15 protein-coding genes and 1 other RNA gene are annotated in these 17,480 nt (G+C 60.9%); 14 read left to right on the top strand and 2 right to left on the bottom strand.

The window, feature by feature from the left end:
- Positions 1–70: 70 nt before the first annotated feature.
- Both AC1DIS_RS20205 and AC1DIS_RS20210 read right to left on the bottom strand, forming a co-directional pair.
- Entirely contained in the window at positions 71–433 is a 363-nt protein-coding gene (locus AC1DIS_RS20205; protein ID WP_018930123.1) for a YraN family protein, read from the bottom strand.
- Entirely contained in the window at positions 433–2,244 is a 1,812-nt protein-coding gene (locus AC1DIS_RS20210) for a penicillin-binding protein activator (protein ID WP_018930124.1), read from the bottom strand. The genes AC1DIS_RS20205 and AC1DIS_RS20210 overlap by 1 nt, the downstream gene beginning before the upstream one ends.
- Before the next feature lie 177 nt (positions 2,245–2,421).
- On the opposite strand from AC1DIS_RS20210, the gene rsmI reads away from it, so the two are divergent.
- The 14 genes from rsmI (at position 2,422) to AC1DIS_RS20280 (ending at position 17,477) form a co-directional block, all read left to right on the top strand.
- Positions 2,422–3,327 (top strand): 16S rRNA (cytidine(1402)-2'-O)-methyltransferase, encoded by a 906-nt coding sequence (rsmI, locus tag AC1DIS_RS20215; RefSeq protein WP_018930125.1) that lies wholly within the window; start codon positions 2,422–2,424, stop codon positions 3,325–3,327.
- Between the two features lie 76 nt (positions 3,328–3,403).
- Positions 3,404–3,757: RNase P RNA component class A (gene rnpB / locus AC1DIS_RS20220), an RNA gene on the top strand.
- Between the two features lie 354 nt (positions 3,758–4,111).
- Positions 4,112–4,567: a division/cell wall cluster transcriptional repressor MraZ gene (mraZ, locus tag AC1DIS_RS20225; RefSeq protein ID WP_003205355.1), complete on the top strand. Its 456-nt coding sequence runs from the start codon at positions 4,112–4,114 to the stop codon at positions 4,565–4,567.
- Positions 4,564–5,511: a 16S rRNA (cytosine(1402)-N(4))-methyltransferase RsmH gene (gene rsmH, locus AC1DIS_RS20230; RefSeq protein WP_018930127.1), complete on the top strand. Its 948-nt coding sequence runs from the start codon at positions 4,564–4,566 to the stop codon at positions 5,509–5,511. Before mraZ ends, rsmH begins: the two co-directional genes overlap by 4 nt.
- Positions 5,508–5,801: a cell division protein FtsL gene (gene ftsL / locus AC1DIS_RS20235; protein WP_003205353.1), complete on the top strand. Its 294-nt coding sequence runs from the start codon at positions 5,508–5,510 to the stop codon at positions 5,799–5,801. The genes rsmH and ftsL overlap by 4 nt, the downstream gene beginning before the upstream one ends.
- Complete coding sequence (locus AC1DIS_RS20240; RefSeq protein ID WP_018930129.1) at positions 5,801–7,540, top strand: peptidoglycan D,D-transpeptidase FtsI family protein; 1,740 nt, start codon at positions 5,801–5,803, stop codon at positions 7,538–7,540. Before ftsL ends, AC1DIS_RS20240 begins: the two co-directional genes overlap by 1 nt.
- Complete coding sequence (locus tag AC1DIS_RS20245) at positions 7,540–9,003, top strand: UDP-N-acetylmuramoyl-L-alanyl-D-glutamate--2,6-diaminopimelate ligase (protein ID WP_018930130.1); 1,464 nt, start codon at positions 7,540–7,542, stop codon at positions 9,001–9,003. The genes AC1DIS_RS20240 and AC1DIS_RS20245 overlap by 1 nt, the downstream gene beginning before the upstream one ends.
- The gene (locus tag AC1DIS_RS20250; protein WP_477744622.1) at positions 8,996–10,363 is read left to right on the top strand and encodes a UDP-N-acetylmuramoyl-tripeptide--D-alanyl-D-alanine ligase; all 1,368 of its coding nucleotides are present in this window, start codon (positions 8,996–8,998) and stop codon (positions 10,361–10,363) included. The genes AC1DIS_RS20245 and AC1DIS_RS20250 overlap by 8 nt, the downstream gene beginning before the upstream one ends.
- Positions 10,363–11,445: a phospho-N-acetylmuramoyl-pentapeptide-transferase gene (gene mraY / locus AC1DIS_RS20255; protein ID WP_477781044.1), complete on the top strand. Its 1,083-nt coding sequence runs from the start codon at positions 10,363–10,365 to the stop codon at positions 11,443–11,445. Before AC1DIS_RS20250 ends, mraY begins: the two co-directional genes overlap by 1 nt.
- A gap of 5 nt (positions 11,446–11,450) precedes the next feature.
- Positions 11,451–12,797, top strand: a complete 1,347-nt coding sequence (gene murD, locus AC1DIS_RS20260) for a UDP-N-acetylmuramoyl-L-alanine--D-glutamate ligase (RefSeq protein ID WP_064616203.1) — start codon at positions 11,451–11,453, stop codon at positions 12,795–12,797.
- Positions 12,794–14,011: a putative lipid II flippase FtsW gene (ftsW, locus tag AC1DIS_RS20265; RefSeq protein WP_064616204.1), complete on the top strand. Its 1,218-nt coding sequence runs from the start codon at positions 12,794–12,796 to the stop codon at positions 14,009–14,011. Before murD ends, ftsW begins: the two co-directional genes overlap by 4 nt.
- Positions 14,001–15,071 (top strand): undecaprenyldiphospho-muramoylpentapeptide beta-N-acetylglucosaminyltransferase, encoded by a 1,071-nt coding sequence (gene murG, locus AC1DIS_RS20270; protein ID WP_018930134.1) that lies wholly within the window; start codon positions 14,001–14,003, stop codon positions 15,069–15,071. Before ftsW ends, murG begins: the two co-directional genes overlap by 11 nt.
- Positions 15,064–16,524 carry a UDP-N-acetylmuramate--L-alanine ligase gene (gene murC / locus AC1DIS_RS20275; RefSeq protein WP_018930135.1) on the top strand — a complete coding sequence of 487 codons (1,461 nt, stop codon included), beginning with the start codon at positions 15,064–15,066 and terminating at the stop codon, positions 16,522–16,524. Before murG ends, murC begins: the two co-directional genes overlap by 8 nt.
- The gene (locus tag AC1DIS_RS20280; protein WP_477744624.1) at positions 16,521–17,477 is read left to right on the top strand and encodes a D-alanine--D-alanine ligase; all 957 of its coding nucleotides are present in this window, start codon (positions 16,521–16,523) and stop codon (positions 17,475–17,477) included. The genes murC and AC1DIS_RS20280 overlap by 4 nt, the downstream gene beginning before the upstream one ends.
- Positions 17,478–17,480 lie beyond the last annotated feature (3 nt).

Raw genomic sequence — 17,480 nt, forward strand, 5'->3', positions numbered from 1 at the left:
ATGAATGTGCAGCCCGCAAAGCAAAGAGCAAAAGTGTTGGGTGTAGGTGTCCGGTTCGGGGCGCAAGCGATCAGCAGTCGAAGGCATTTTGCATCCAGTTCAACTGATCGAGGCTGCTGTCGATGGCAACCACGTCGAAGCGGCAGGGGGAATCGGCCCAACGCGACTCGCGCTGAAGAAAATACTGCGCGGCGAAAATCAGTTTCTGCCGTTTGCGCCCATCGATGCTATCGAGCGCGCCACCCCATTGGGTGTTTTTTCTGTAGCGGACTTCGACGAATACTACTGTATCGCCATCAAGCATGACCAGATCAAGCTCGCCGCGTTTACATAACCAGTTCTGCGCCAGCAGGCGCAGACCTTGTTGCTGAAGATGCTCGAGCGCATGGCGCTCGGCATCCTTACCGCTTTGCTGGCGTGACCTGTCGGGCATCAGTGCGAGGTGTCCGGCAGGCGTTGAACCTGACCGTTGACGAACTCTGCCCATGGCAACTGACGCACGACCCGTTGATTCTGAGTCATGCCCAGGCTGCCCGATTGACCTTCGATACGGCTGTCCGGCAAGGCCTTGAGTTGCCCCAGGCGTGGTGCCAGGCGATAGGCGTCAACGCCCATCGCGTATAGACGGCCCAGGCTGCCAGCGGCTTGTGGCCATTGTGCGGTGACCTGTTTGCGCAGCGGGTCGTTGGCATCCAGCAGCCATGGGGTTTCGCAGAAGCGAATACCGTTCATGTCGTTGTACTGGTTCTGGTCGCCGCTGGCGCTGAACACGTGGGAGGTGGCGTAAACCGGCACGTCACCCGCGTACTGGAAGTTCAGGGTCGGTTTGATCTGTTGAGCCTGTTGCGGCGTCGCGGCCAGAAAGATGAACTCGATGTCCTGACGACGCGAAGGCTGGGCGGCTACCTGTGAGCCAACGGTGTTTTGCAGGCTCTTGGCGCGGCCTTCGCTCTGACGCAGCTGGAACATGTCGGCAATTTGCTGGGCCAGTTGCACCGGTTGGTCGACGCGCTCGGTCGCGACAATGCTGCCGCCGTTGGCTTGCCAATCCTGGCTGAATGCTCTGAGTACGCGGTCACCCCATTCGCCTTTCGGCACCATGATGGCGGCGCGATGCAGGCCATCGGCGCGCGCACGACGGGATACTTCGCGGGCTTCGTCTTCAGCGGCAAGGCCGAATTGGAACAGCTGGGCCGGACCTTGTTCGCCTTCGCTGTAGTTCAGCGCCAGGGTGGTGATCGGTAGTTGCGGGCGAGCGCTGAGCTGTTTGACCAGCGGTTTTTCCAGCGGCCCGACCACCAATTGCACGCCGTCGGCCTGGGCCTTGCGATAGAACTCGTCAAGGGAGGTCAGGCGCGAGCTGTCATAGAACTCGATGGCTGGCGGCTTCTGCCCGGCTTGTTGCGCCTGGTAGTGTGCGGCCATGAAACCTTCGCGCAATGCTTTGCCGACCGAGGCCAGCGGGCCGTCTTGCGGCAGCAGCAGGGCAATCTTGCTCAGGGGCTGGCTGGCCAGATCCTTGAGTTTGGTCAATGGCAGCGGCAGCTGGATGGCGGCCGGGTGCTTTGGATTGTTCGCGCGCCAGTTGTCGATCGCGGCTTGCTGCTGTTCCAGGGTGCCGGCTGTTTTCACTGCCCGGGCCAGGCTCAACCAGCCGCCGAGGTCGTCGTCGGTGGTCGGCTGCAATTGATCGGTCGGCAGTGAGGCGATCAGGGTCCAGATCGCTTCGTGGTTTTTGCTCGCAGCTTGATCGCTCAGCATGGGGGCGATGAAAATGCGCTCCCGTGCGGCGGCCAGGGTCTGGCCGTCGGCCTCAAGGGCGCGGGCATGGACGGTGCCGGTGCGAACCTGTTGTTCGGCTGGCAGTTCGCTCAGGCGTTGCAGGCTCGGATGGCTCAGGGCTGTCAGCGCCGCTTTGGGCTGATTGCGCACCATGGCCAATTCAGCTGCCAGGGTGCTGGCGAAGACCTGTTGGCCAGGCTTGAGTTGTTCCATCGGTACTTGTTGCAGAATTTGCGCGGATTGGCCGGCATTGCCCTGACGATAAGCCAGGTCTGCCGCGCTCAAGCGCAGCAAGGCTGCCTTGTCCGGCGTTTTACTTTGAGTGGCCTGTTCGAGCAGTTGCTCGACACTGGCATCCGGGGTCCGTGGAAGTTCGCCAAGGCTGGAGGAGGGCGAGCTGGCGCAAGCCGCCAGCAAGGCAGCGAGGCAGAGGGCAGAGAACAGCCGCAGGCAAGCGATCATGTAAGTGTTCCTGATACTCGATCAAATAAGCGTGGAATTGTACCCAAGCGCTGGCCGGGGCGCGATGTTACTGGCGTGAATCGATCAATTTAGCTCATGCAAATGTTGCGACACTGCACAAAAGGCTGGAAAACCGAGGGTTGCTTGCAGGTATCGCGAATGTCGCTACGCGCTACAATGGCGGCTTTTACCGATCATGAGGTGTGCGCTTTGACTGCTCCAGGTGCTTTGAATTCCGCTGCTGGCTCGCTTTATGTGGTGGCGACGCCCATCGGCAACCTGGACGACATCAGTGCGCGTGCGCTGAAGATCCTGCGCGAGGTTTCGTTGATTGCTGCCGAAGACACTCGCCATTCCCAGCGATTGATGCAGCACTTCGGTATCCCCACGCCGCTGGCGGCCTGCCATGAACACAACGAGAGGGATGAAGGCAGTCGCTTTATCACTCGCTTGCTCGCTGGCGACGATGTGGCATTGATCTCCGATGCCGGGACACCGCTGATTTCCGATCCGGGTTATCACCTGGTGCGTCAGGCCCGTGCCGCAGGGATCAATGTGGTGCCGGTTCCGGGGGCCTGTGCATTGATTGCGGCGCTCTCGGCGGCGGGGTTGCCATCGGACCGTTTCATCTTCGAAGGGTTTCTACCGGCCAAGGCTGTCGGCCGACGCGCTCGCCTGGAACTGATAAAAGAAGAGCCGCGCACGCTGATTTTTTATGAGGCTCCACACCGCATCCTTGAATGCCTGCAAGACATGGAGCTGGTATTCGGCGCCGATCGTCCTGCATTGCTGGCGCGCGAGTTGACCAAGACCTTCGAAACCCTTAAAGGCTTGCCGCTGGCCGAGCTGCGCGAGTTCGTCGAATCGGACAGCAACCAGCAGCGCGGCGAGTGCGTAGTGCTGGTCGCTGGCTGGTCTGCTCCCGAGACTGAGGACGCTGTCAGCAGCGAAGCCATGCGTATTCTCAATCTGCTGCTTGAAGAAATGCCGCTCAAGCGTGCGGCGGCATTGGCGGCGCAAATTACTGGCGAGCGCAAGAATGTGCTCTATCAGGTTGCGCTGGATAAGCAGAAGGGCGAGTAAAAAAGCGACGCGCAGCGCCGGCCAGAGGCTTTTAGAGCTTGTTCTTCGACCGCTCTGCCGTTAATCTTCGCGGCGGAGAGTCGATCGGACAGTCGCTGCCCTCTATGAAAATTAGGGGGGGGAGGAAAGTCCGGGCTCCATAGGGCGAAGTGCCAGGTAATGCCTGGGAGGCGTGAGCCTACGGAAAGTGCCACAGAAAATAACCGCCTAAGCGCTTCGGCGCCGGTAAGGGTGAAAAGGTGCGGTAAGAGCGCACCGCACGTCTGGCAACAGTTCGTGGCTAGGTAAACCCCACTTGGAGCAAGACCAAATAGGGTCCCAAGGCGTGGCCCGCGCTGGGACCGGGTAGGTTGCTAAAGATGTCCAGTGATGGCCATCGTAGACGAATGACTGTTCAAGACAGAACCCGGCTTACAGATCGACTCTCCACCTTTTTTTCTCTCTGCTTCAATCATTGGCAGCGATATGCGTAATGGCAGTTTCCCTCCCTGCTGAATCAATAGCAGAAGCGCTTTTGTAATACCGAAAAAATCTTACTCTTAACAAACTACTTTAACTTCTGAACGCAGCCTTCTGTGCTGATTCAAGTTATTGAACGAATTCATCCGCCAGATTCTCGTTTCCCCTCCTTTTACACTCCTAAATCTCCGTTCTGTAAGGCTTTTCCTTCTATCCGCGCCTTGACGGTGTGGTGGGCGCATTCCTATAGTGTGCGCAAGTGGCGGAAAGTGGCATGAAGTGGGTTTTTTGAGCGCAAAACGCTAATATTTGGAGAAACGCTGACGTGTTTCGCGGAGCTAACGCTATCAGTCTCGATGCAAAGGGCCGTCTCGCCATGCCGAGCCGGTACCGTGACGAGCTCGTTTCGCGTAGTTCCGGTCAATTAATCGTCACCATCGATGCCGTTGATCCGTGTTTGTGTGTTTATCCCCTCGATGAGTGGGAAATTATCGAAACCAAACTGCGTGCACTGCCTTCGCTTCGCGAAGAAAACCGCCGCCTGCAACGTTTACTGATTGGTAATGCCGTCGACCTCGAGCTCGATGGCAGTGGTCGTTTTCTGGTCCCGCCGCGTCTTCGCGAATATGCCAAGTTGGATAAGCGCGCAATGTTGGTAGGCCAACTGAACAAGTTCCAATTGTGGGACGAGGATGCCTGGAATGCGGTTTCTGCCGCTGACCTGGCTGCTATTCAACAACCGGGCGCCATGCCTGATGAACTGCGTGATTTGATCCTGTGACTATTGATAGCGGCTTTAACCACATCACCGTACTGCTTGACGAAGCCGTCGAGGCTCTCGCCGTACGTCCTGATGGCTGCTATCTGGACGGCACGTTCGGACGCGGCGGACATAGCCGGTTGATTCTCAGCAAGCTCGGGCCCGATGGTCGGTTGCTCGGGTTCGACAAAGATCCTCAAGCGATTGCCACCGGGCAAACGCTAGCGGCCGAAGACGGCCGCTTTGTCGTTGTACAGCGCAGCTTTGCCGAGCTCGGTTCGGAAGTCGCCGAACGCGGTCTGGCCGGCAAGGTCAGCGGTGTTCTGCTTGACTTGGGCGTGTCTTCGCCTCAGCTCGACGACCCTGAGCGCGGCTTCAGTTTTCTCAACGACGGCCCGTTGGACATGCGAATGGACCCGTCCCGCGGGATCAGCGCCGCCGAGTTCGTCAATACCGCGCCGGTGGAGGAAATCGCCCGGGTGTTCAAGGAATACGGCGAAGAACGTTTCTCCGGCCGCATGGCGCGTGCCGTGGCCGAACGTCGCGACATCAAGCCGTTCGAGCGCACTGCCGATCTGGCAGAAGTGCTGAAAGTCGCCAACCCTGCATGGGAAAAGGGCAAGAACCCGGCCACCCGTGCATTCCAGGGGCTGCGTATTCACGTCAACAACGAGCTCGGCGATCTGGAAGCCGGTCTCGAAGCCGCTCTGGAGTGCCTGGAAGTCGGCGGTCGCCTGGTGGTGATCAGCTTCCACTCGCTGGAAGACCGCATCGTCAAACTGTTCATGCGTAAACTGGTGAAAGGCGAAGCCGACAACCTGCCGCGCAACTTGCCGGTCCGTCACGTCGCCTTCGAACCGAAAATCAAAGTCCATGGCAAAGCGCAGTCCGCCTCCGAGGCCGAACTCAAAGCCAACCCACGTTCCCGTAGCGCCATCATGCGTGTCGCGGAGAAACTGCGGTGAGCAAGCTTTTCGCCAAACCACTTCCCGGCGGAAGCTTTTTCATGCTGCTGCTGTTTATCGGTGTGCTCGTGTCGGCCATCGGCGTGTCCTATAGCGCCCACTGGAACCGTCAGCTGTTGAATTCGCTGTACAACGAATTGAGCGTGCGCGACAAGGCGCAGGCGGAGTGGGGCCGGTTGATTCTCGAACAAAGCACCTGGACCGCCCACAGCCGTATCGAAGTGTTGGCGACCGAACAACTGAAGATGCGCATTCCTGGCGCTGCTGAAGTGCAGATGGTGGCGCCATGATGAAACTCGAAGGTGCACTCTTCCCGTGGCGATTCCGTCTGGTGCTGGGCTTGCTCGGCATCATGGTGGTGGCGATTTCCTGGCGCATCATTGATCTGCAAGTGGTCGACCGTGACTTCCTTAAAGGTCAGGGCGACGCGCGCAGTGTTCGTCATATTCCAATCCCGGCTCACCGTGGTCTGATCACCGACCGTAACGGCGAGCCGTTGGCCGTGAGTACCCCGGTCACCACCCTGTGGGCCAACGCCAAGGAAATGCAGCTGGCCAAAGAGAAATGGCCGGCACTGGCGGCTGCCTTGGGGCAGGATCCCAAAGCCCTGGCCGAACGTCTCGAAGCCCAGGCCAACAAAGAATTCATCTACCTGGTGCGCGGGCTGACCCCTGAGCAGGGCCAGGCTGTGCTCGATCTGAAAGTGCCGGGCGTTTATGGCATCGAAGAATTCCGGCGTTTCTACCCGGCCGGTGAAGTCACCGCCCACATGGTCGGCTTTACCGACATCGACGATCACGGACGCGAAGGCGTCGAGCTGGCCTACGACGAATGGCTGGCCGGGGTGCCCGGCAAGCGACAGGTCATCAAGGACCGGCGCGGCCGGCTGATCAAAGATGTCCAGGTCACCAAAAACGCCAAGGCCGGCAAGCCCTTGGCGTTGTCCATTGACCTGCGCCTGCAATACCTGGCCAACCGCGAACTGCGCAACGCGATCATCGAGAACGGCGCCAAGGCCGGTAGCCTGGTGATCATGGACGTGAAGACCGGCGAGATTCTCGCCATGGTCAACCAGCCGACCTACAACCCGAACAACCGTCGCAACCTGCAACCGGCGATGATGCGCAACCGCGCGATGATCGACGTGTTCGAGCCGGGTTCGACCATGAAAGCGATCTCCATGAGCGCCGCGATCGAAACCGGGCGCTGGAAACCGAGCGACACCGTCGAGGTGTACCCGGGCAGTTTGCAGATTGGTAAATACACCATCAAGGACGTATCCAAGACCGAAGGTCCGGTGCTCGACCTGACCGGTATCCTGATCAATTCCAGTAACGTCGGCATGAGTAAGGTCGCGTTCGATATCGGCGGCGAAACGATTTTCCGTCTGGCACAGAAAGTTGGCCTCGGCCAGGACACTGGCTTGGGTTTCCCGGGTGAGCGCGTCGGCAACCTGCCGAACTACCGCGAATGGCGCAAGGCTGAAACCGCCACGCTGTCCTACGGCTACGGTATTTCCGTGACCGCGATCCAGTTGGTCCACGCCTTCTCGGCCCTGGCTAACAATGGTCGCCTCGCGCCGTTGACCCTGATCAAAACCGACAAGGCGCCGCAAACCACTCAGGTGCTGCCGGAAGCCGTCGCGAAAACCATGCAAGGCATGCTGCAACAAGTGATCGAAGCCCCGCGCGGCGTATTCCGTGCGCAGGTGCCGGCGTATCACGTGGGCGGCAAGTCGGGTACTGCGCGTAAGACGTCGGTCGGAACCAAAGGCTACGCCGAGAACTCCTACCGCTCGCTGTTCGCCGGTTTCGGCCCGATGAGCGACCCGCGTTACGCGATCGTGGTGGTGATCGACGAACCGACCAAGGCCGGTTACTTCGGTGGTCTGGTATCGGCGCCGGTGTTCAGCAAAGTGATGTCCGGGACCTTGCGCCTGATGAACATCACCCCGGACAACCTGCCAGCCACTCAACAAGCGAACGCCGCACCGGTCGTTCCGCTGAAAGCTAATGGAGGGCGCGGCTGATGTCGCTGAGCCTGAACAAGATTTTCGCCCACGCCGGCCATGATCTATTGATCCGCGAATTGGCGCTGGACAGCCGTAACGTACGGGCAGGTGATTTGTTCCTTGCGGTCCCTGGTGGCAAGTTCGACGGTCGTGCGCACATCGCCGACGCCTTGCAGCGCGGTGCTGCCGCCGTGGCTTATGAAGTCGAAGGCGCGACCGTGCTGCCGATTACCGACGTGCCGCTGATTCCGGTCAAAGGCCTGGCGGCGCAGCTGTCGGATATCGCCGGGCGCTTTTACGGCGACCCGAGCCGTCACATGAACCTGATCGGCGTGACCGGCACCAACGGTAAAACCAGCGTGACCCAGTTGGTCGCGCAAGCCTTGGATTTGCTCGGTCAACACTGCGGTATCGTTGGCACTTTGGGCTCCGGTTTCCATGGCGCGCTGGAAAGCGGCTTGCACACCACGCCGAACCCGATTGCGCTGCAAGCAACCCTCGCCGACCTGAAAAAGGCCGGTGCCAAAGCCGTGGCCATGGAAGTCTCTTCCCATGGGCTGGATCAGGGCCGCGTAACCGCGCTGGCCTTCGATGTGGCGGTGATGACCAACCTGTCGCGCGATCATCTGGATTACCACGGCACCATGCAGGCCTATGGCGAAACCAAGGCCAAGTTGTTTGCCTGGAATGATCTGAAGTGCCGGGTGGTCAACCTCGACGACGATTTTGGCCGGCAACTGGCGGCTGATGAGGGTGAGTCGCGGTTGATCACTTACAGCCTGGAAGACTCCCGCGCTTACCTGTATTGCCGCGAAGCCCAGTTCAGTGACGAAGGCGTGCGCGCCACGCTGGTTACGCCGCAGGGCGAACACCATTTGCGCAGCACCTTGCTCGGCCGTTTCAACCTGAGCAACGTGTTGGCCGCGGTCGGTGCCTTGCTCGGTCTGGACTATGCGCTGGACGAAATCCTCAACGTGCTGCCGAAACTCGAAGGCCCGGCCGGTCGCATGCAGCGTCTGGGCGGCGGCACTCAGCCGTTGGTGGTGGTCGATTACGCCCACACACCGGATGCGCTGGAAAAAGTCTTGATGGCCCTGCGTCCTCACGCCAAAGGCCGGTTGCTGTGCCTGTTCGGTTGCGGCGGTGATCGCGATCGCGGCAAGCGTCCGCTGATGGCTGAAGTGGTCGAGCGTCTGGCCGATGGTGTGCTGGTCACCGACGACAACCCGCGCACCGAAGACCCCGCCGCTATTTTCGACGACATCCGCGCCGGTTTCACCGCTGTGGATAAAGTCACCTTCGTCGCCGGTCGTGGCCAGGCGATTGCCCAGTTGATCGCCAGCGCTTCGGCGGATGACGTGATTGTCCTGGCCGGTAAAGGTCATGAGGACTATCAGGAAATCAACGGTGAGCGTCTCGCTTTCTCCGATCTGGTCGAGGCCGATCATGCCCTGACCGCGTGGGAGGTGGCCCATGCTTAAAGCCTTGAAACTGAGCGAACTGACCGGCGCACTGAATGCCCGTCTGATCTCCGTCGATGCCAGCTTCGATGGTGTCAGCATCGACAGCCGCGCGATCAAGCCCGGCCAGCTGTTTATTGCTCTGGCCGGTCCACGTTTCGATGGCCATGACTACCTGAATGACGTCGCCGCCAAAGGCGCCGTGGGTGCACTGGTCGAGCGCGAAGTGGCCGACAGCTCGCTGCCGCAACTGCTGGTCAAGGACACCCGCCAGGCCCTCGGCCAGTTGGGCGCGATCAACCGTGCCGCGTTCACTCAGCCGGTCGCGGCCGTTACCGGCTCCAGCGGCAAGACCACGGTCAAGGAAATGCTGGCAAGCATCCTGCGCACGCGCGGTCCGGTGCTGGCGACCCGTGGCAACCTGAACAATGACCTCGGCGCTCCGCTGACCCTGCTCGAACTGGCGCCGGAACACACCGCCGCCGTGATCGAACTCGGCGCTTCGCGCATTGGCGAGATTGCCTACACCGTCGCCATGACCAAACCCCACGTGGCCATCATCAACAACGCCGGGACTGCCCACGTTGGTGAGTTCGGCGGGCCGGAAAAAATCGTCGAAGCCAAGGGCGAGATTCTCGAAGGGCTGGATGCCGATGGCATCGCCGTGCTGAATCTCGACGACAAGGCCTTCGACATCTGGAAGACCCGTGCCGCCGGTCGAAAAGTGCTGACTTTTGCCCTGAGCAACGTCAACGCCGATTTCCATGCCAGAGACCTGGATCGCGATGCCCGCGGTTGCCCGGCGTTCAACCTGCACAGCCCTGAAGGTGTGGAGCGGGTTCAGCTGAATCTGCTCGGCACCCATAACGTCGCCAATGCCATGGCCGCTGCCGCTGCCGCGCATGCTTTGGGTGTGTCGCTGTTCGGCATCGCCACCGGCCTTGGCGCGGTGCAACCGGTCAAGGGCCGCACCGTCGCGCAACTGGCGCCTAACGGTATGCGCGTAATCGATGACACATACAACGCGAACCCCACCTCTATGTGCGCCGCCGTTGATATACTCGCCGGCTTTTCCGGTCGCACCGTTTTGGTGCTCGGGGATATCGGCGAGTTGGGCGCGTGGGCAGAGCAGGGGCACCGCGATGTGGGCGATTACGCCCGCGGCAAGGTTTCCGCGCTTTACGCCGTCGGGCCAATGATGGCTCACGCCGTGAACGCTTTCGGCGAGCAGGCCTTTCACTTCAGCACACAGGCTGAACTGATCAAGGCCCTGGAAGCCGAGCAGGACACAAACACTACCTTTTTGATCAAGGGCTCGCGCAGCGCTGCGATGGAAAACATCGTTGCCGCTTTGTGCGGGACCAGTCTGGAGAAACATTAATGCTGCTGCTGCTAGCGGAGTATCTGCAACAGTTCTACAAAGGCTTCGCGGTCTTTCAGTACCTGACCCTGCGCGGGATTCTCGGTGTACTGACCGCGCTGGTCTTGTCGCTGTGCTATGGCCCGTGGATGATCCGCACTCTGCAGAACCGTCAGATCGGTCAATCCGTTCGCAACGACGGCCCGCAATCGCACCTGTCGAAGTCGGGCACCCCGACCATGGGCGGCGCGCTGATTCTTTCCTCCATCGGCGTCAGCACCTTGCTTTGGGCTGACCTGACCAACCGTTACGTTTGGGTCGTGTTGTTGGTGACCCTGCTGTTCGGCGCCATCGGCTGGGTTGACGACTATCGCAAAGTCATCGAGAAAAACTCCCGCGGCCTTCCGAGCCGCTGGAAGTATTTCTGGCAGTCGGTGTTCGGCCTGGGCGCGGCGATCTTCCTTTATATGACTGCCGCGACGCCGGTGGAAACCACCCTGATCCTGCCGATGCTCAAGGACTACAGCATTCCGCTGGGCGCGGGTTTCATCGTCCTGACCTATTTCGTGATTGTCGGCTCGAGCAACGCGGTCAACCTGACCGACGGCCTCGACGGTCTGGCGATCATGCCCACCGTGATGGTCGGCGGCGGCCTGGGGATCTTCTGCTACCTGTCGGGTAACGTGAAGTTCGCCGAATACCTGCTGATTCCTTACRTACCGGGCGCGGGTGAGCTGATTGTGTTCTGCGGCGCCTTGATCGGTGCTGGCCTGGGCTTCCTCTGGTTCAACACCTATCCGGCACAAGTCTTCATGGGCGACGTTGGCGCGCTGGCGCTGGGTGCGGCCCTGGGCACCATCGCAGTGATCGTCCGTCAGGAAATCGTCCTGTTCATCATGGGCGGTGTGTTCGTGATGGAGACCCTGTCAGTCGTCATTCAGGTTGCCTCCTTTAAGCTGACCGGTCGCCGTGTGTTCCGCATGGCACCGATTCACCACCACTTTGAACTCAAGGGCTGGCCCGAGCCGCGCGTGATCGTCCGTTTCTGGATCATCACCGTGATTCTCGTGTTGATCGGCCTTGCCACCCTGAAGCTGAGGTAGAACGAGTGTCTCTGATCGCTTCTGACCACTTCCGCATCGTTGTCGGCCTCGGCAAGAGCGGCATGTCCCTGGTTCGCTTCCTGGCGAACCGGGGCGTGTCGTTTGCTGTCGCCGATACGCGGGAAAATCCACCGGAACTGGCCACGCTCAAGCGTGACTATCCGCACGTGGAAGTGCGTTGTGGCGAGCTGGACGTCGAATTCCTGTGCCGTGCCGACGAGCTCTACGTGAGCCCCGGCCTGGCGCTGGCGACCCCGGCCCTGCAGGCTGCCGCCGCCCGTGGCGTGAAAATGTCCGGAGACATCGAGCTGTTCGCGCGTAACGCGAAAGCGCCGATTGTCGCCATTACCGGTTCCAACGCCAAAAGTACCGTCACCACCCTGGTCGGCGAGATGGCGGCTGCGGCCGGCAAGCGTGTTGCCGTTGGTGGCAACCTCGGCACGCCGGCGCTGGATTTGCTCAGCGACGACATCGAGCTGTACGTGATGGAACTGTCGAGCTTCCAGCTCGAAACCACCGATCAGCTCAACGCCGAAGTGGCGACCGTGCTCAACATCAGTGAAGACCACATGGACCGCTACAGCGGTCTGCCGGCCTATCACTTGGCCAAGCACCGGATCTTCCGGGGCGCCAGGCAGTTTGTGGTCAACCGTCAGGACGCCCTGAGCCGTCCGCTGATGGGTGAAGGTCAGCCGTGCTGGACCTTCGGTTTGAACAAACCCGACTTCAAGGCCTTCGGCATTCGAGAGGAGAGCGGCGAGAAATACCTGGCCTTCGAATTCCAGAACCTGATGCCGGTACGCGAGCTGAAAGTTCGTGGTGCGCATAACCAGTCCAACGCCCTCGCGGCATTGGCGCTCGGTCACGCCGTCGGCCTGCCGTTCGACGCCATGCTTTCAGCCCTGCGCAATTTCGCCGGGCTCGAGCACCGCTGCCAGTGGGTCCGCGACCTTGATGGCGTGAGCTACTACAACGATTCCAAAGCCACCAACGTCGGCGCCGCATTGGCGGCCATCGAAGGCCTGGGGGCGGACATCGACGGCAAGCTTGTGCTGATCGCCGGTGGCGATGGCAAGGGCGCCGAATTCAAGGATTTGCGTGATCCGGTGGCGGCCAACTGCCGCGCCGTCATTTTGATGGGCCGTGATTCCGACAAGATCGGTGAGGCCATCGGCGATGCCGTGCCACTGATTCGCGTCGGCTCGCTGATCGAAGCGGTCGAGCAATGCCGCGCCATCGCCGAAAAGGGCGACGCGGTGCTGCTGTCGCCGGCCTGCGCCAGCTTCGACATGTTCAAGAACTATGAAGACCGTGGTCACCAGTTCGTCCGCGCCGTGGAGGATCTGGCATGAGCTTGAGAAACATCATCAAGCCGTATCCATCGCCGCTGATCACCGGGCGCGGTATCGACCTCGATTTCCCGATGCTCGCCGGTTGCCTGGCACTGCTCGGCCTGGGGCTGATTATGATTGCCTCGGCATCGACCGAGGTGGGGGCGGTGCAGTCGGGCAGCGCCCTGTACTACATGATTCGCCACCTTGTTTACGTTGTGCTGGGCCTGGGTGCCTGCGTCGTCACCATGATGATTCCGATTGCCACCTGGCAACGCTTGGGCTGGCTGATGCTGATTGGTGCATTCGGCTTGCTGGTGATGGTGATCATCCCGGGGATCGGCCGGGAAGTGAACGGTTCGATGCGCTGGATCGGCTTCAGTTTCTTCAACGTTCAGCCTTCCGAGATCGCCAAGGTGTTCGTGGTGATCTACCTCGCCGGTTATCTGGTGCGTCGCCAGAAAGAAGTGCGTGAAAGCTGGATGGGCTTCTTCAAGCCGTTCATCGTGCTGTTGCCAATGGCGGGTCTGTTGCTGATGGAGCCGGACTTTGGTGCCACCGTCGTGATGATGGGGGCAGCTGCGGCGATGCTGTTCCTCGGCGGGGTCGGGCTGTTCCGGTTTTCCCTGATGGTGGTCCTGGCTGTCGCGGCGGTGGTGTTGTTGATTCAGATGCAGCCGTATCGAATGGCGCGTCTGACCAACTTTGCCGATCCGTGGGCCGACCAGTTCGGTGCTGGCTATCAGCTCTCCCAGGCCTTGATCGCTTTCGGTCGCGGCGAATGGCTGGGCGTCGGCCTGGGCAACAGCGTGCAGAAACAGTTCTACCTGCCGGAAGCCCATACCGACTTCGTGTTTTCGGTGCTGGCTGAAGAGCTGGGTGCCGTGGGTTCCTTGTGCACGGTGGCGCTGTTCGTCTTCGTGTGTATTCGTGGCATGTACATCGGCCTGTGGGCCGAGAAAGCCAAACAGTTTTTTGCCGCCTACGTTGCTTACGGCTTGTCGTTCCTGTGGATCGGCCAGTTCCTGATCAACATCGGCGTGAACGTCGGCCTGTTGCCGACCAAAGGTCTGACCCTGCCATTCCTCAGTTATGGCGGCAGTTCGTTGGTGATCTGCTGTGCCTGTCTTGGCTTGTTGCTGCGCATCGAGTGGGAGAGTCGAACCCATTTGGGCAGCGAAGAAATGGAATTCCATGAGAGCGACTTCGCCGAGGAGCCGAACCATGGGCGCTAACGTACTGATCATGGCTGGCGGCACCGGGGGCCATGTGTTCCCGGCACTTTCCTGTGCGCGTGAGTTCCAGGCCCGCGGCTACACCGTGCACTGGCTCGGTACGCCCCGCGGGATCGAAAACGATCTGGTGCCGGCGGCCGGTATTGAATTGCATCGGATCCACGCCAGCGGTTTGCGCGGAAAGGGCAAATTGTCCCTGCTCAAGGCGCCGGTCATGTTGCTCAAGTCGATCTGGCAGGCGCGGGCGATCATTCGTCAGCTGCGGCCAGTCTGTGTGGTCGGCTTTGGTGGTTTTGTGACTGGCCCTGGCGGCGTTGCAGCCAGACTGGCCGGCGTGCCGGTCATCGTTCACGAGCAGAACGCCGTGGCCGGTACCGCCAATCGGTTGCTGGTGCCGTTGGCCGCCCGAGTCTGTGAAGCGTTCCCCGACACCTTTACCCTGTCGGACAGCCGTCGGACCACCGGTAACCCGGTGCGCACCGAGCTGTTCCTCGAAACACCGCGACCTGCCCTGGCCGGTCGCAAGGCGCGTTTGCTGATCCTGGGTGGAAGCCTGGGCGCAGAGCCGTTGAACAAATTGCTGCCTGAAGCCCTGTCGCAGGTCGCCCCCGACCTGCGCCCGGACGTGTTCCATCAGGCCGGCAAAAACCACGATGAAGTGACTGCAGAGCGCTATCGCGCGGCTGGCGTCGAGGCACAAGTGCAGCCATTCATCAAAGACATGGCCCAAGCCTATGGCTGGGCCGACCTGGTGGTGTGCCGCGCAGGAGCGCTGACCATCAGTGAACTGGCGGCCGCCGGTCTGCCCTCGATGCTGGTGCCTTTGCCCCACGCGATCGACGATCACCAGACCCGCAACGCCGATTATTTGGCCCGTGAAGGCGCTGCCTTCCTGATGCCGCAAAGAACGACTGGCGCAGCGGACCTTGCCGCTCGCCTGACAGAGGTCTTGATGCAACCGCAACGACTCAACGACATGGCCAGCGCGGCACGCCGCCTGGCCAAACCCGATGCCACTCGTAACGTGGTCGATACTTGCCTTGAGGTGGCCCATGGTTGAGAACAAGAAAGCCATGCCACAACCGGAAATGCGCCGTATCCGTCGTATCCACTTCGTCGGAATTGGCGGCGTGGGTATGTGCGGTATCGCCGAAGTGTTGCTGAACCTGGGCTATCAAGTGTCCGGTTCCGACCTGAAAGCTTCGCCGGTGACCGAGCGCCTGGAATCTTTTGGTGCGCATATTTTCATCGGCCACCGTGCCGAGAACGCCGCAGCCGCCGACGTGCTGGTGGTGTCGAGCGCCGTCAACACGTCCAACCCGGAAGTCGCGACCGCGCTGGAACGCCGGATTCCGGTGGTGCCGCGTGCCGAGATGCTCGCCGAGCTGATGCGCTACCGCCACGGCATCGCCGTCGCCGGTACCCACGGCAAAACCACCACCACCAGCCTGATCGCTTCGGTGTTCGCCGCCGGTGGCCTGGACCCGACGTTCGTCATCGGTGGCCGCCTGAATGCCGCGGGCACCAATGCCCAGCTCGGCACCAGCCGCTACCTGATCGCCGAAGCCGACGAAAGCGATGCCAGCTTCCTGCACTTGCAGCCGCTGGTGGCCGTGGTCACCAACATCGACGCCGATCACATGGCGACCTACGACGGCGACTTCAACAAGCTGAAGAAAACCTTCGTCGAGTTCCTGCACAACCTGCCGTTCTACGGTTTGGCGGTGGTGTGCCTGGACGATCCGGTGGTGCGTGAAATCCTGCCGCTGGTGAAGCGTCCGACGGTCACTTACGGCTTCGGCGATGACGCCGACGTTCGTGCCATCAACGTACGCCAACAAGGCATGCAGACTTTCTTCACCGTGCTGCGCCCTGATCGCGAGCCGCTGGATGTCTCGGTAAACATGCCGGGCAACCACAACGTGCTGAACGCGCTGGCGACTATTTGCATCGCCACCGACGAAGGCGTCAGCGATGAAGCCATCGTCCAGGGCCTGTCCGGGTTCCAGGGTGTTGGCCGTCGCTTCCAGGTGTACGGCGAACTGCCGGTCGAAGGCGGCAACGTGATGCTGGTGGACGACTACGGTCACCACCCGACCGAAGTCGCGGCCGTGATCAAAGCCGTGCGCGGTGGCTGGCCGGAGCGCCGTCTGGTGATGGTCTACCAGCCGCACCGTTACAGCCGCACCCGCGACCTGTACGACGACTTCGTCAATGTGCTGGCCGACGCCAACGTGCTGCTGCTGATGGAAGTCTATCCGGCCGGCGAAGAGCCGATTCCGGGCGCCGACAGCCGCAAACTGTGCAACAGCATTCGTCAGCGCGGTCAGCTCGACCCGATCTACATCGAGCGCGGCATCGATCTCGCGCCGATCGTCAAGCCGCTGCTGCGTGCCGGCGACATTCTGCTGTGCCAGGGCGCCGGTGATATCGGCGGTCTCGCACCCAAACTGTTGAACAGTCCGTTGTTCGCCGGGGCCGTTGCCGCACCGGTAGAGGGGAAGTTGAAATGACTGCTGCTTACGCCAACCTCGTCTCCACTGTAGCGCCGAAGGATTTCGGTCGCGTTGCCGTGCTGTTCGGCGGCAAGAGTGCCGAGCGTGAAGTGTCCCTGAAGTCGGGTAACGCGGTGCTCGAAGCACTGCAAAGCGCCGGCGTGGACGCGTTCGGTATTGATGTAGGCGATGACCTGCTGCAACGCTTGCTGAACGAAAAAATCGACCGCGCCTTCATCATCCTCCACGGTCGTGGCGGTGAAGACGGCAGCATGCAGGGCCTGCTCGAATGCGCAGGAATTCCGTACACCGGCAGCGGCATTCTGGCCTCGGCCCTGGCCATGGACAAACTGCGCACCAAGCAAGTCTGGCACAGCCTCGGCATTCCGACGCCACGCCACGCGGTACTGCGCTGCGAGGCCGATTGTATTTCGGCGGCCAAGGAACTGGGCTTCCCGTTGATCGTCAAACCGGCCCATGAAGGTTCCAGTATCGGGATGGCCAAAGTGATGACCGCGCCCGAGTTGATCGAGGCGTGGAAAGCGGCCAGTACCTACGATTCGCAAGTGTTGGTCGAGCAATGGATTCATGGTCCGGAGTTCACCATCGCCACCCTGCGTGACCAGGTGTTGCCACCGATTGCCCTGGGCACGACGCACAGTTTCTACGACTACGACGCCAAGTACATCGCCAACGATACCCAGTACCGCATTCCGTGCGGCCTGGACAGCGACAAAGAAAAGGAACTCATGGACCTCACGGCCAAAGCCTGTGAGGCGCTGGGTATCGCCGGTTGGGGCAGGGCGGACGTGATGCAGGACGCCGACGGGCAGTTCTGGTTCCTGGAAGTCAACACCGCACCGGGCATGACCGATCACAGTCTGGTGCCAATGGCGGCCCGTGCCGCTGGCCTGGATTTCCAGCAACTGGTTCTGGCGATTCTGGCCGCAAGCATTGAGCCACGAGGGTAAGAC

It is taken from the genome of Pseudomonas sp. 05N433 (assembly GCF_056396925.1).

What these genes read in the sequence shown, in the direction of transcription:
- AC1DIS_RS20280 (WP_477744624.1), top strand. Translation starts at nt 16,521, where the DNA reads ATGACTGCTGCTTACGCCAACCTCGTCTCCACTGTAGCGCCGAAGGAT.
- murC (WP_018930135.1), top strand. Translation starts at nt 15,064, where the DNA reads ATGGTTGAGAACAAGAAAGCCATGCCACAACCGGAAATGCGCCGTATC.
- AC1DIS_RS20250 (WP_477744622.1), top strand. Translation starts at nt 8,996, where the DNA reads ATGCTTAAAGCCTTGAAACTGAGCGAACTGACCGGCGCACTGAATGCC.
- AC1DIS_RS20205 (WP_018930123.1), bottom strand. Translation starts at nt 433, where the DNA reads ATGCCCGACAGGTCACGCCAGCAAAGCGGTAAGGATGCCGAGCGCCAT.
- ftsW (WP_064616204.1), top strand. Translation starts at nt 12,794, where the DNA reads ATGAGCTTGAGAAACATCATCAAGCCGTATCCATCGCCGCTGATCACC.
- AC1DIS_RS20245 (WP_018930130.1), top strand. Translation starts at nt 7,540, where the DNA reads ATGTCGCTGAGCCTGAACAAGATTTTCGCCCACGCCGGCCATGATCTA.
- rsmI (WP_018930125.1), top strand. Translation starts at nt 2,422, where the DNA reads ATGGCGGCTTTTACCGATCATGAGGTGTGCGCTTTGACTGCTCCAGGT.
- AC1DIS_RS20210 (WP_018930124.1), bottom strand. Translation starts at nt 2,244, where the DNA reads ATGATCGCTTGCCTGCGGCTGTTCTCTGCCCTCTGCCTCGCTGCCTTG.
- AC1DIS_RS20240 (WP_018930129.1), top strand. Translation starts at nt 5,801, where the DNA reads ATGAAACTCGAAGGTGCACTCTTCCCGTGGCGATTCCGTCTGGTGCTG.
- murG (WP_018930134.1), top strand. Translation starts at nt 14,001, where the DNA reads ATGGGCGCTAACGTACTGATCATGGCTGGCGGCACCGGGGGCCATGTG.